The following is a 12558-nucleotide window of genomic DNA, read 5'->3' as shown; positions in this document are numbered from 1 at the left end:
GGTACCTGGATCATTCGGCTGATCGATGATGCTCAGCACGGCGCGGGGCATCTGCTAGGTTTTCCGGGCACTTGCCAGGAGCCTTTGCGATGACTTCCTTCCAGCAACACATTCTGGCCGTCAACGGCATCGAACTCAGTGTCCGGGTGGCTGGCCCTGAGCAGGGGCGGCCCGTCTGGTTGCTCCACGGTTTTCCCGAATGCTGGCATTCCTGGCGGCACCAGGTCGCGGCCTTGGTGGCTGCGGGTCTGCAGGTTTTCGTCCCGGAGATGCGGGGTTATGGCCGCAGTTCGGCTCCGGAGGCGATACAGGACTATGACCTGCTGACCCTGTGCGCCGATATCCAGCAGGCCATGGATGTCTTCGGCCATCAGCGAGTGTGCATGGTCGGCCACGACTGGGGTGCACCGGTGGCCTGGCACTTGGCGCTGCTGGAACCGCAGCGGGTGGCGGCGCTGGTGACCCTGTCGGTGCCCTTTGCCGGGCGACCCAAGCGCCCGGCCAGCGAAATCATGCGCCAGGTGCATGGCGGGCACTTCAACTACATCCTGTATTTCCAGCAGCCGGGGGTGGCCGAAGCCGAACTGGACGCTGATATCGACGCCAGCTTGCGGCTGTTCATGGGCAACATCGAGACCTTGCTGCAGCCCAAGCCGGCCAATGCCCGCTTGTTCGATGACGTGACCATCCCCGACCGCTTGCCCGCCTGGTGTTCGCAGGAGGACTTCCAGGCTTACCGACAGACCTTCGCCGGCCGTGGCTTTCGCGGTGCACTGAACTGGTACCGCAACTTCGAGCGCAGCTGGCAACGCACCGAGTTCCTTGCCGAGGCGCGGGTGGTCCAGCCCACCTTGTTCCTGCTGGGCGACCGCGACCCGGTTGGCGTGCTGGAGGCCCATACCCTCAAGCGCATGCCCGATCGCGTGGCCGACCTGGAACAGCATGTGCTGGAGGACTGCGGGCACTGGATCCAGAGCGAATGCCCGGAGCGGGTCAACCGGCTGCTGCTGGACTTCCTGCAACGGCGATTTGCCTGAACCAAAGCGATCTGCCCTGGATACCGCCAGGTCCGCGTCGAGCGTCAGCCCAGTACCTCCCGTACCCGATGCCAGAGCATGCCCAGGGCCAGCAGGGGTGCGCGCAGGGCTGGTCCACCAGGGAAAGTCATGTGCGGTACGGCGCTGAAGACATCCATGCCCTGGCTGTGTCCGGCGTGGATCGCCTCGGCCAGGAGCCGCGCCGTCCAATGGGTCACGTTCAGCCCGTGGCCTGAGTAGCCCTGGGCGTAGTACACGTTGGGGAACTGGCGCAGGCGTCCGACCTGGGGAAAGCGGTTGGCAGTGATGCCGATCTTGCCACCCCACTGGAAGTCGATGCCGATTTCCCGCAGTTGCGGGAACACCTTGAGCATCTTCGGACGCATGTAGCCGGCGATATCCGCCGGGTCGCGGCCCGAGTAGTGACACGCTCCCCCGAACAGCAACCGGCGCTCGGGGGTCAGCCGGTAGTAGTCCAGGCCGACTTTCTGGTCGCACAGTGCCAGGTTCTCCGGGATCAGTTGCCTGGCCAGGGCTTCGGGCAGTGGTTCAGTGGCGATGATATAGCTGCCGGCCGGCAGGACCTTGCCGCTCAGGCGGGGTTCCAGCTCGTCGAGGTGGGCGTTGCAGGCCAGCACCAGGCGCCCGGCGCGTACCGTGCCGGCAGCGCAGCGTAGCGTCACGCTGTCGCCGTGGCCCAGCTCCAGCACCGGGCTGAGCTCGAAGATGCGTACACCCAGGGCCGTGGCGACCCGGGCCTCGCCTGTCACCAGCTTGAGCGGGTGCAGGTGTGCGCTGCCCATGTCCACCAGCCCGCCGGCATAGACCCGCGAGGCCACCACCTGCTGCATGTCCGCGGGGCCTACCAGGCGAGTAGGGTGGCGATACCCCAGGCTCGCCAGGTGCTCCTGTTCGCCCTGGAATGCGCTGAACTGGGCCGGGGTGTTGGCCAATTCGCAGAAGCCCCAGCGCAGGTCGCAGTCGATGCCATGCTCGGCGATGCGCTGGCCCACCAACTCCACCGACTCGATGCCGGCGCGCTCCAGGTACCGGACCCCCTCCTGACCGACATGGCGGGCAAAACCGCTGACGTCATGACCGATACCGCGGATCAGTTGCCCACCGTTGCGCCCGCTGGCACCCCAGCCTATGCGCCGGGCTTCCAGAAGGATCACCGACAGGCCGCGCTGGGCCAGTTCGATGGCGGTGTTGACCCCGGTGAAACCACCGCCGACCACACAGACATCGGCTTGCAGGTCGCCGTTCAGGACCGGGTAGCCGGGCAGGGCGCCGACCGAGGCGGCGTAGTAGGAGCGGGCATGCTCGTTGGCATGGCCGGAGAATGTTGACCGGTTCATTTGCTGGACTTCACCTTGCTCCAGGAGCGTGTCATGAGGCGCATCATGGCGGGAGAGGGGGTGTTGGAGATGTACAGCTTGTCCAGCACTTCCTGGGGAGGGTAGATCTGCGGGTCGCTCACCAGCTTGGCGTCCATGTACTGCTTGGAGGTCGGGACCGGGTTGGCATAACCGACCTGGGCGCTGACCTGGGCGATCACTTGCGGGTCCAGCAGGTAGTTGATGAAGGCATGGGCCTGCTGGGGATTGGTGGTATCCGCGGGGATGGCCATCAGGTCGAACCACAGGTTGCTGCCTTCCTTGGGGATGGCGTACGCGATGTTCACGCCATTCTTGGCTTCCCTGGCCCGGTTGGCCGCCTGCAGGGCATCGCCGGAATAGGCGAACGCTACGCAGATATTGCCGTTGGCCAGGTCCGAGATGTACTTGGAGGAATGAAAGTAGGTGATGTAGGGGCGCAGGCTGAGCAGCTTGGCTTCGGCCTTCTGGTAGTCGGCCGCCGACTCGCTGTTGGGGTCCAGGCCCAGGTAATTGAGCATTGCCGGCATGACTTCATCGGGCGAGTCCATCAGCGAGACCCCGCACTGCTGCAGCTTCTTCAGGTTTTGCGGTTCGAACAGCACGGCCCAGGAGTCGATGCGATCGATGCCCAGCACCTGCTTGACCTTGTCGACGTTGTAGCCGATGCCGTTGGTGCCCCACAGGTAGGGCACCGAGAACTGGTTGCCGGGATCGTTCTGCTGCAACAGGGTCATCAGCCTGGGGTCCAGGTTCTTCCAGTTGGGCAGTTGCGCCCGGTCCAGCTTGAGGAAGGCCCCGGCCTTCACCTGGCGGGTGAGGAAGTGGTTGGAAGGCACCACCACGTCGTAGCCGGTACGTCCGGCCAGCAGCTTGCCTTCCAGGGTCTCGTTGGAGTCGAAGACGTCATAGATCACCCTGATCCCGGTCTGGGCCTGGAAGTCGGCCAGGGTCGTCTTGCCTATGTAGTCGCTCCAGTTGTACACGCTGACGCTGGACTCGGCCTGGACGGCGGTACTGCACAGGGCCGCCAGGGCGACCGGGATCACTGCTTTGAATAGACGCATGTTCGACACCTCTGTGGGATGTTTTTGTTGTTAGCCAAATTGCCGGGGTCAGACGCTGAGCAGCAGGAACTCGCGCTCCCAGGAGCTGATCACCCGCTTGAAGTTCTCGTTTTCGGCACGCTTGACCGCGACATAACCGCGGACGAACTTGCGTCCCAGGTACTGTTCGATGGTCGGGCACTCTTCCATGTGCGCCAGGGCATCCTCGATGGTGATCGGCAGGCGCAGGTTGCGCCGTTCATAGGCGCGGCCTTCCACTGCCGCGCTGGGGGCAATGCCCTCGACCATGCCCAGATAGCCGCACAGCAAGCTCGCGGCAATCGCCAGGTAGGGGTTGGCATCGGCACCGGGCAGGCGATTCTCCACGCGCGTGGCATCCGGGCTCGAGGTTGGCACTCGCAGGCCGGCGGTGCGGTTTTCCACGCCCCATTCGACGTTCACCGGGGCCGAGGTATCCGGTAGGAAGCGGCGGAACGAATTGACGTTGGGGGCGAGCATCGGCAGCACCTTGGGGATGTACTTCTGCAAGCCGCCGATGTGGTGCAGGAACAGTTCGCTCAGGCTGCCGTCGTCGTTGGTGAACACCGGCTTGCCGGTGGCGATGTCGACCACGCTCTGGTGCAGGTGCATGGCACTGCCGGGTTCATCGGTAATCGGCTTGGCCATGAAGGTGGCGGTGACGTTGTGCTTGAGCGCGGCCTCGCGCATCGTGCGCTTGAACACAGTGATCTGGTCCGCCAGGTCCAGGGCATCGCCGTGGCGGAAGTTGATCTCCATCTGCGCAGGGCCGTCTTCGTGGATCAGGGTGTCGAGGTCCAGGCCCTGGGCTTCGCACCAGTCGTAGACATCCTCGAACAGCGGGTCGAATTCGTTGGCGGCGTCGATGGAGAACGATTGCCGGCCGCTCTCGGCTCGGCCCGAGCGTCCCAGGGGCGCTTGCAGCGGCAGGTCCGGGTCTTCGCAGCGGCGCGTCAGGTAGAACTCCATCTCCGGTGCCACGATCGGTTGCCAGCCCTTGTCGGTGTAGAGCTGCAGGACTTTTTTCAGCACATTGCGTGGCGACAGTTCGATGGGGTTGCCGAATTTGTCGAAGGTGTCGTGGATGACGATGGCCGTGGGCTCGAGAGCCCAGGGCACGAGGTAGATCGACGACGGGTCTGGGCGGCAGAGCATGTCGATATCCGCCGGGTCCAGCAGTTCGTAGTAGAGATCGTCGTCGACGAAATCCCCGGTTACCGTTTGCAACAGGACACTTTCCGGCAGGCGCATGCCTCGCTCATGCAGGAACTTGTTGGTAGGTGCGATCTTGCCGCGGGCAATGCCGGTCAGGTCGCTGACCACGCACTCTACTTCGGTAATCTTGTGCTCTTTCAGCCATGAGGAAAGCTGATCGAATGGGGCGTTCATAAAGACCTCGATTATTGGTTTTGTCTGCTCCGAGGTGAGCGGGAGTATCCCGGCAAGGCTTCCCCTGCGGCGCATTGGCGACTATCTTGGGCAACCCTTGTGGTTCCATCTATCCACTTTAAGCAGAAGCAAAGCGCACCAAAAGAGTGCGCAGGGTCTTCCCATGACGATGTCCACTCCGCTTCAGGTCCAGGCTTTCAAGACCTTCGATGTGCTTGACCAGGTCCGTGCCACGCCAGGTTGGGTTCAGCAGTACCGGCAGATGTCCCCCGGGCATTTCAATGGCCTGGTGCGCTATCTGGACCTGCAGGGCGTGGAGATCTATGAAGAGTGCATGAACACTCGGGTCGAACAGAACTTCAACGCCCCCCAAGGCAGCCTGGCGTTCTGCTTCGATCGCAGCGACAACGCGCTGTACGTGCTCAATGGCGAAAGTCGCAACATCTGGATCACCCCCGAGAACTACCAGGAAGTGGCGGTGGTGTTCGGTCCCGAGTTCGTCCAGGGCCAAGGGCTTGGCGTCGAACGCCTCGATGGCCTGTTCATGGCGCCCCTGACCTGCCAGCAGAACGCGCTGTTCTGTCGCTGGCTCAGTGGCACCCTGACCCGCCTGTCACAGACCCTCGACCCGCCCAGTCGCGAAGTGCTGACCCAGCAGTTGCTGGACGATTGCCTGTACATCCTCGACAACGCCTGCGCGCGCCTGGATTCAGGCGGCCTGCAGCGGCGAGCCGAGGAGCGGGCGATCATGCAGCGGGTGGCGCAATGGGCTGCCGATGTCCCCGAGGAAACCCTCAACCTGCTGGAATTGTCCCAGGTCGCCGGGGTGTCCCTGCGCCAGTTGCAGAGCGCCTTCAAGGCGTTCACCGGCATGGCCCCCAGCCACTGGCTGCGCCTGCGCCGACTCAACAGCGCCCACCGTGAACTGCTCAGCCGCAGCCCGGCAGACACCACGGTGGCCGAGGTGGCGATGCACTGGTCGTTCTGGCACCTGGGGCGGTTTTCCAGCAGCTATCGCGCGCTGTTCCAGGAGTTGCCGAGCCAGACCCTCAAGCGCGACTACCGGAATGTTCCGCAGAGCGCGTTGCCCTGGTAGCCGTGCATGAGGGGGCCCAGGAACATGAAGGGCCCGCAGGCATGGAAGTCCGAGCTGATCTTGCGGCTCGAGCGCTGCAAGGGAACCTCAGTGCCGTTGATGTCGTTGCCGTAGGCGATGGCATTGCTGTAGGACTCGCACACCGGCAGCTTCAGCGGAATTGGCAGGATCACCACCAGGAGCGTGGCGCCACACCATTGTCGTTCGGGCGAGCTCTTCTCTGTGCGCGTGATGACCGGCGTCCTCGCGCTTTCGATCAATTGCTGGTGGGCTGCTGTCTTCGATACCTGTTCCTCAGGCATGTCCACCCAGGCGCCCACGCAGCCAAAGAGCCCGAACGTGGCCAGGGTCAATAGCGCGCCCTTGACGAGGGGGGCAAGCGAGCGGGGCGCGTGATGAAGCCGGGGAGTAGCTGGCAGTGGGTGCAGCGAGTCGCAGTGAACTGCGCAATTGAGTGGATCGTGCATCCTGCACCTGTCGTTGGAATGGGCACTTGCGTGGGGCGACGCATTAGAAATGCCTGTTCGATCCCAGTCAACCGATCCTTGAGCCGCCGAGGTCTTGCGCCAGGCTGGCGGCGGTAACGCTGGTCTCATCAAATACGCCCAGGGCCGGTAAGTGGCCTGCACCTGAGGCGCTCAAGGGGGGACTTGACCCGGACATCTGGGCAAACCTAGCATGGAGTATTCATTCAATAATTCAATTGAATGTATTTTTATGCCGGAGTCTCATCATGCTCGACCATTGGAAGGCGTCACTCGGTCTGACAATCCTCATCAAGGCGGACTGGCGCCATGCATGAGCCCACGGACGGCAGTCCGGCATCCATGCCCGCGGCGGTCTACTGGCTGGCCCTGACCATCTTCGTCCTCACCACTTCCGAGTTCATGGTGGCCGGCATGATGCCGTCCCTGGCGGCGGTGTTTGACGTGAGCACCGCACAGATCGGCTACTTGATTGCCCTGTATGCGCTGGGCATGGTGCTGGGGGGGCCGTTGCTGACGGCCTTGTTTCTCTGGCTAAAGGTGCCCAGCCGGCAGGCACTGCTCTGGCAGCTGGCGCTGTATTTGATTGGTGGCGTGCTTGCCGCGGGTGCCGGTGACTACGGGACCATGGCGGTGGCCAGGGTCATCACCGGCGTGGCGGGCTCCGCGTGCATTGGCGGGGCGCTGGCGATCTGTGGCGAGAGGGTCGTGGAGCAGGTCAGGGGCCGGGCTACCTCCGTCGTGCTCAGCGGGATGATGCTGGCCACCGTGCTCGGGGTTCCGGCCGCTACCCTGGTCGACGCGCAACTGGGGTGGCGGGCAAGCTTCTGGATAGTCGTGGCGTTGACGGCCTTGTGCCTGGTGATCGTGGCCATGCTGGTACCGTCCTCACCGCAGCCGAGCAGCGTCGGACTGGGCCAGCAATTCAGGGCCCTGGGCAGCGGCAAGTTATGGGCTGCCTACGCCAGCAGTGGCCTGGTGATTGCTGCAGCCTACGCAGCATTCACCTATATCACGGCGATCCTCACCGAGGTTTCCGGGGTGCCCGGCTCGCTGCTGCCAATCCTGCTGGGGCTGTACGGCGTGATGAACCTTGTTGGCAACACTCTGGTGGGACGGTTCGCCGATCGTTTTACCTTCGCCGTGCTGGGGGCGGGGTTATCGGTACTGGGCCTGACCCTGCTGGTCTTTGCGCTCTGCGCCGAACAGGCCCTGTTCAGCGTCGTGGCATTTCTGGTCATTGGCCTGGTGGGCGTTCCCATGAGCCCGGCGCTGATCGTGCGAGTGATGCGTACTGCCAATCCGGGGCCGCTGGTCAATAGCGTGCATGTGTCGGTGATCAATGCCGGCCTGGCCTTCATCGCCTGGGCCGGGGGCCTGGCGATCCAGGCCGGTCATGGGTTGAAGGCGCCGCTGTGGATCGGTGCGCTGACGGCGCTACTGGCCTTGTTGACGCTGTTGCCAGCGCAGGTCAGGGCTTCGCTGGCGCCTCGGGCCGCATGAGGTGCGGTGGGGCGCCTGAACACCCCCGGCCAGCAGGGTGTCGAGGGTGGCCCCCTCAACCCGGTGGCAGCAACCGCAGCGGGTCCACCGGCACGCCGTTGGCGCGGATCTCGAAGTACAACTGGGTGCGGTCGGCATCCTGGGAGCCGGCCTCGGCAATCTTCTGGCCCTTGATTACCATCTGGCCTTCCTTGACCACCAGCTTGCTGTTGTAGGCATAGGTGCTGGTGTAGGACGGGCCATGCTGGAGGATCATCAGGTTGCCGTAGCCGCGCATATAGCCGGCAAAGGCCACCTTGCCGCCGAGGCTGGCGTGGATCGGCTGGCCTTGGGAAGTAGCGATGCGAATGCCCTGGTTCAGCTTGCCGGTAGGCGAGAAGCGTCCGATCAGCACCCCGCGCAGTGGCCAGCTCCAGCCCTTCAAGGTGACCTTGGGGGCGGCTGGCACGGCCACCGCTGGCTGGCTCCGGCGAGCCGTGGTGGTGGTTTTCCTGGCGCTCGTGGTCTTGGTCCGCGTGGAGCCATTGACCCGCAGGACCTGGCCCACCTCCACGGTGTAGGGCGCCTTGAGGCCGTTGAGCCGCGCCACTTCCTTCCAGCTGGTGCCGTTGCGGCTGGCGATTGAATACAGGGTGTCGCCGCGCTTGACCCGATACTCACCGGCCTTGAGGGGGCCGGAGGAGGGGTTTGAGCTGCAGGCTGACAGGGTCAGGAGCAATGCGAGGAAAATCAATCTTGCGAACACGCGACGTCCACTATGTCTTGTCTGGGCCGGAAGGCGAAAGCCAGGCCGTTAAGGCCGGCAACTATACCTGTTTGCCGACAAACAGGTGGGCAATAGACCATCTTCGGTACCTTTGAACAGCTGGTCGCAAAAAAAATCCCGGTTCTGTCGGGCAGGCCTGGAATCGACCCGCCAGGGCGGGGATACAAGGCAGGATCTGGGGGCCGGGTCTGCACTGCCAACATTCTGCTGTCCATCGCCCTGGACATCATCCTTTCGCCATCACCGGGGGCAGCGCGATGCCGCTCCTGGCAGGGCAAACTTAATGAACCCTCGCCGCCGTACCCGAACTAAGGCAGTACAGAGCGGGAGGAACTTTATGCAATTTGAATATGTGTGGATCGTAGCCGCGGTGATTGTGCTGCTGGCCGAGATTTGGGCCATCCGGAGCCTGCTTCGCAGCGGGGCGCGGGCTGAAAACAAGGGCTTGTGGATCGTGGTGATCATCTTCGTGCCGCTGCTGGGGCTGTTGCTGTGGCTGATGGTCGGACCCAAGGCGCTGAACCGCCAGACGCCGGCCGAACGGGGCAGACAGTGAAGGCGAGGGGTAAACCAACTGAGCGATTGATCACGACATGCCGAGAATTCTGACATCCCATGTGGGTGAGGCCGACCTGACCGAGCACAGCGCCAAGATGTTCGGCTCGCCCAAGGAACGGCTGGATTTCTACCGCAGGGAAATCCAGTACGAAACCACCATCCTGGCTAACCGCACCGACGCCTACCTGACGGCCCAGGCGTTTCTGGTGATCGCCTTCGCGTCCTGCATGGCCAATCTCAATCCGGAGTGGGGCAAGCTGTTTACCCTGTCCGTCCCGCCATTCCTGGCCTTGCTGGGCATCCTCAGTTCCCTCAATGCCTGGCCGGGGATCAAGGCCGCCTACGAGATCATCGATCACTGGCACTTCAAGCAGAGCCACCTGCTGCACAGCGAACCGCTGATGGGCCTGGCCTATGACGAGTCGCCGCTATTCTGCGAAAGCGAATCCAGTCACAAGGGCTATCGCAAGTCGTTGCTGTTTTCCATGCGTTCGCCCTGGCTGTTCGCGGTGTTCTGGCTGCTGCTGGGAAGCTGGGCGGTATACATCCAGGTGACCAACCCCGGGTCGTGAACGGCGTCACGGACCGGGCGCCGGGGCGATCAGCAAGGGGCTTGGCAGGCGCCGGTGGTCAACGCGTGCATGAGCCCGGGCAAGTGAGCGCGGTACTGGGGTACCGCGCTCAGTCGTGGTTCAATGCGGTGCGCGATGAATGGTCTTGAGCAGGTCTTCGGGGCTGATGTGGCCGACCACGGCCTCGGCGGCGCTGCCTGGCAGCGGCAGGTCGAGGATATGGCCCTTGATCTTGCCCACCACGTGCATTTCGCACGGCTTGCAGTCGAACTTCAGGGTCAGCACTTCGTCACCGTGCACCAGCTGCATCGGTGCCACCTTGGTGCGCACGCCGGTCACGCCCTTGGCCTGCTTGGGGCACAGGTTGAAGGAGAAACGCAGGCAGTGCTTGGTGATCATCACCGGCACGTCGCCGTGTTCTTCGTGGGCCTCGAACGCCGCGTCGATCAGTTGCACCCCGTGACGGTGATAGAAGTCCCGGGCCTTCTGGTTGTAGACGTTGGCCAGGAACGACAGGTGCGACTCGGGGTAGACCGGTGGCGGAGAGCTCTCGGCCTTGCGCGAGCCACGTGGGTGGGCAGCGATGCGCGCGGCATCCAGGGCCTCGATGGCCTCCCGGCGCAGGGCCTTGAGCTGGGAATTGGGGATGAAGTACGCCTGGGGGGCGTCCAGCTTGATGTCGGTGGCGTGGTAATGGGTAGTGCCCAGCTGGCCCAGCAGGTCGTGCAGCTGTTCCAGGGCTTGTTCCGGCTTGTTGGCCACGCCGAAGGGACCGTCCAGGACAACACGGGTACTGATGCCTTCCTCGCTGGTGGCGGTCAGCTCCAGGCGTTCTTCACGCAATTGGGCCTTCCAGGCCAGGCCGATGCGTCGTTCGGCGGAGGTACGGGTCAGGGCTTGCTGCCAGTTGTGATCCAGGTTGCGGCTCAGCGGATGGTTGGGTCGCAGGCGGTCCAGGCCGTCGGGCATCTCGTTGGGCTCGACGCGATAGCGATAGCGTTTTTCACCGTCTTCCTCGAACTCGCCACGGGCTTCGGCGATGTTGGCGCGAAAGCCCACCACTTCGCGCTTGACCAGCAGGTTGAGGCCGTCACCGTTGGACAGCGGCTCGAAGGTCACCACTTGCAGGTCGCGCTTGCCGACCTTTTCCACCACGCCCACTGGCAGGCCGGTGAACGTCGGCGAATCGAAGGCACCGATGTCGATCTTGCGGTCGCTGACGAAGTAGTCGGTGCTGCCGCGGTGGAAGGTCTTGTCCGGGTCGGGCACGAAGAAGTGCGCGGTGCGGCCGCTGGAGGCACGGGCCAGGTCCGGGCGGTCTTCCAGCACATCGTCCAGGCGCTGGCGGTAGTAGGCCGTGATGTTCTTCACATAGGCCATGTCCTTGTAGCGCCCCTCGATCTTGAACGAGCGCACGCCGGCCTCGACCAGGGCGCGGATGTTGGCGCTCTGGTTGTTGTCCTTCATCGACAGCAGGTGCTTCTCGTAGGCGATCACGCCACCGTGCTCGTCCTTGAGGGTGTAGGGCAGGCGGCAGGCCTGGGAGCAGTCGCCGCGGTTGGCACTGCGGCCGGTCTGGGCGTGGGAAATGTTGCACTGGCCGGAGAAGGCCACGCACAGGGCGCCATGGATGAAGAACTCGATGGCCGCGTCGGTCTCGGCGGCGATGGCGCTGATTTCCTTGAGGTTCAGCTCGCGGGCCAGCACCAGCTGGGAAAACCCGGCCTGGTCGAGGAACCGGGCCCGGCCCAGGGTGCGGATATCGGTCTGGGTGCTGGCGTGCAATTCGATGGGCGGAATGTCCAGTTCCATCACCCCCAGGTCCTGGACGATCAGCGCGTCGACGCCAGCGTCGTACAACTGGTGGATCAGCTTGCGTGCCGGTTCCAGTTCGTTGTCGTGGAGGATGGTGTTGAGCGTAGTGAATACCCGGGCGTGATAGCGACGGGCGAACTCCACCAGCTGGGCGATATCGCTCACCTCGTTGCTGGCGTTGTGGCGGGCGCCGAAGCTCGGGCCGCCGATGTATACCGCATCGGCGCCATGCAGGATGGCTTCGCGGGCAATGCCGACATCGCGGGCAGGGCTGAGCAGTTCGAGGTGATGTTTGGGCAAGGACATTTTTTTAGTCAGGCTTATCAGGGTCAAGGCGCGCATTGTAGCGGTGAAACGCTTGCCCGGCACCCGTGTGCTGCCCGGTGGCGGCTCCGTACCGGACGGAGCCTTGGCGAATCAGGCCTTGGCGGCCATGGCCGTGACTTCGACACGCATGCCGGGGACGGCCAGTGCCGCCACGCCGACGGCGGCACGTACCGGCCAGGGCTTGGCGAAAAAGCGCTGGTAGACCTCGTTGAACGCCGCGCGATCAGCCATGTCGGTGAGGTAGATGGTCAGGTGCAGGACCCGGTCCATGGAGCTGCCGGCACGCTCCAGCGCGACTTTCAGGGCTTGCAGGGTGCACTCGCTTTGCCGGGTGATATCCCCCAGCTCCAGGCTGCCGTCGGCGTGGGTAGGGATCTGGGTGGAGACCAGCAGGCCGCCGAAACCGGCGACATCGGAGGAGATCGAATCGGTGTCCGGGTCGGGCAGGAAGGAAATATCGTGGTTTGCCATGTGGGCTTCTCTTGTCTTCGGGAAAAACGGCGCAGGGGCGAGGCCCGCGGGCTTCGCATCATGCCATCACTGCCGGCA

The 12558-nt window shown here is 63.8% G+C and carries 12 protein-coding genes; 5 read left to right on the top strand and 7 right to left on the bottom strand.

The features are described 5' to 3' along the window. Window positions 1-89 precede the first annotated feature (89 nt). Complete coding sequence (locus tag LGQ10_RS04055) at window positions 90-1037, top strand: alpha/beta fold hydrolase (RefSeq protein ID WP_226524781.1); 948 nt, start codon at window positions 90-92, stop codon at window positions 1035-1037. A gap of 44 nt (window positions 1038-1081) precedes the next feature. On the opposite strand, the gene LGQ10_RS04050 is transcribed toward LGQ10_RS04055, so the two are convergent. From LGQ10_RS04050 to LGQ10_RS04040, 3 genes are read right to left on the bottom strand one after another with little or no spacing between them, the layout of a single operon-like run. Next, window positions 1082-2395 carry an NAD(P)/FAD-dependent oxidoreductase gene (locus LGQ10_RS04050; RefSeq protein WP_226524780.1) on the bottom strand — a complete coding sequence of 438 codons (1314 nt, stop codon included), beginning with the start codon at window positions 2393-2395 and terminating at the stop codon, window positions 1082-1084. Then, complete coding sequence (locus LGQ10_RS04045) at window positions 2392-3480, bottom strand: polyamine ABC transporter substrate-binding protein (RefSeq protein WP_226524779.1); 1089 nt, start codon at window positions 3478-3480, stop codon at window positions 2392-2394. Before LGQ10_RS04045 ends, LGQ10_RS04050 begins: the two co-directional genes overlap by 4 nt. A 48-nt stretch (window positions 3481-3528) precedes the next feature. Next, the gene (locus LGQ10_RS04040) at window positions 3529-4887 is read right to left on the bottom strand and encodes a glutamine synthetase family protein (RefSeq protein ID WP_058436610.1); all 1359 of its coding nucleotides are present in this window, start codon (window positions 4885-4887) and stop codon (window positions 3529-3531) included. A gap of 163 nt (window positions 4888-5050) precedes the next feature. On the opposite strand from LGQ10_RS04040, the gene LGQ10_RS04035 reads away from it, so the two are divergent. Continuing rightward, window positions 5051-5983: a helix-turn-helix domain-containing protein gene (locus LGQ10_RS04035; protein ID WP_226524778.1), complete on the top strand. Its 933-nt coding sequence runs from the start codon at window positions 5051-5053 to the stop codon at window positions 5981-5983. On the opposite strand, the gene LGQ10_RS04030 is transcribed toward LGQ10_RS04035, so the two are convergent. Next, window positions 5947-6450, bottom strand: a complete 504-nt coding sequence (locus tag LGQ10_RS04030; RefSeq protein ID WP_226524777.1) for a hypothetical protein — start codon at window positions 6448-6450, stop codon at window positions 5947-5949. The genes LGQ10_RS04035 and LGQ10_RS04030 overlap by 37 nt on opposite strands. A gap of 327 nt (window positions 6451-6777) precedes the next feature. On the opposite strand from LGQ10_RS04030, the gene LGQ10_RS04025 reads away from it, so the two are divergent. Then, window positions 6778-7971 carry an MFS transporter gene (locus LGQ10_RS04025; RefSeq protein ID WP_226524776.1) on the top strand — a complete coding sequence of 398 codons (1194 nt, stop codon included), beginning with the start codon at window positions 6778-6780 and terminating at the stop codon, window positions 7969-7971. A 55-nt stretch (window positions 7972-8026) separates the two neighbouring features. Here the strand turns inward: LGQ10_RS04025 and LGQ10_RS04020 are convergent, their stop codons facing one another. After that, a complete protein-coding gene (locus LGQ10_RS04020) occupies window positions 8027-8716 on the bottom strand; it encodes a peptidoglycan DD-metalloendopeptidase family protein (RefSeq protein WP_058436613.1) in 690 nt (229 codons plus the stop codon). 358 nt (window positions 8717-9074) lie between these two features. Here LGQ10_RS04020 and LGQ10_RS04015 point away from each other — a divergent pair, with 358 nt between their 5' ends. Continuing rightward, window positions 9075-9293, top strand: coding sequence for a PLDc N-terminal domain-containing protein (locus LGQ10_RS04015; protein ID WP_226524775.1), 219 nt, complete (start codon window positions 9075-9077; stop codon window positions 9291-9293). A 37-nt stretch (window positions 9294-9330) separates the two neighbouring features. After that, the gene (locus LGQ10_RS04010) at window positions 9331-9867 is read left to right on the top strand and encodes a hypothetical protein (RefSeq protein WP_058436615.1); all 537 of its coding nucleotides are present in this window, start codon (window positions 9331-9333) and stop codon (window positions 9865-9867) included. Window positions 9868-9987: 120 nt separating this feature from the next. Here LGQ10_RS04010 and LGQ10_RS04005 read toward each other — a convergent pair whose 3' ends face one another. Then, window positions 9988-11988: a peptidase U32 family protein gene (locus LGQ10_RS04005; RefSeq protein WP_226524774.1), complete on the bottom strand. Its 2001-nt coding sequence runs from the start codon at window positions 11986-11988 to the stop codon at window positions 9988-9990. A 111-nt stretch (window positions 11989-12099) separates the two neighbouring features. Further along, window positions 12100-12480, bottom strand: a complete 381-nt coding sequence (locus tag LGQ10_RS04000; RefSeq protein ID WP_058436617.1) for a RidA family protein — start codon at window positions 12478-12480, stop codon at window positions 12100-12102. Between the last annotated feature and the right edge of the window lie 78 nt (window positions 12481-12558).

Source organism: Pseudomonas sp. L5B5, assembly GCF_020520285.1.
Taxonomy (GTDB): domain Bacteria; phylum Pseudomonadota; class Gammaproteobacteria; order Pseudomonadales; family Pseudomonadaceae; genus Aquipseudomonas.
The sequence above is the reverse complement of the archived record's forward strand: the minus strand, read 5'-3'. Positions and strand labels throughout refer to the sequence as shown.

Coding starts and splice junctions, on each gene's coding strand:
- LGQ10_RS04055 (WP_226524781.1), top strand. CDS start 90: ATGACTTCCTTCCAGCAACACATTCTGGCCGTCAACGGCATCGAACTC.
- LGQ10_RS04050 (WP_226524780.1), bottom strand. CDS start 2,395: ATGAACCGGTCAACATTCTCCGGCCATGCCAACGAGCATGCCCGCTCC.
- LGQ10_RS04045 (WP_226524779.1), bottom strand. CDS start 3,480: ATGCGTCTATTCAAAGCAGTGATCCCGGTCGCCCTGGCGGCCCTGTGC.
- LGQ10_RS04040 (WP_058436610.1), bottom strand. CDS start 4,887: ATGAACGCCCCATTCGATCAGCTTTCCTCATGGCTGAAAGAGCACAAG.
- LGQ10_RS04035 (WP_226524778.1), top strand. CDS start 5,051: ATGACGATGTCCACTCCGCTTCAGGTCCAGGCTTTCAAGACCTTCGAT.
- LGQ10_RS04030 (WP_226524777.1), bottom strand. CDS start 6,450: ATGCACGATCCACTCAATTGCGCAGTTCACTGCGACTCGCTGCACCCA.
- LGQ10_RS04025 (WP_226524776.1), top strand. CDS start 6,778: ATGCATGAGCCCACGGACGGCAGTCCGGCATCCATGCCCGCGGCGGTC.
- LGQ10_RS04015 (WP_226524775.1), top strand. CDS start 9,075: ATGCAATTTGAATATGTGTGGATCGTAGCCGCGGTGATTGTGCTGCTG.
- LGQ10_RS04010 (WP_058436615.1), top strand. CDS start 9,331: ATGCCGAGAATTCTGACATCCCATGTGGGTGAGGCCGACCTGACCGAG.
- LGQ10_RS04005 (WP_226524774.1), bottom strand. CDS start 11,988: ATGTCCTTGCCCAAACATCACCTCGAACTGCTCAGCCCTGCCCGCGAT.
- LGQ10_RS04000 (WP_058436617.1), bottom strand. CDS start 12,480: ATGGCAAACCACGATATTTCCTTCCTGCCCGACCCGGACACCGATTCG.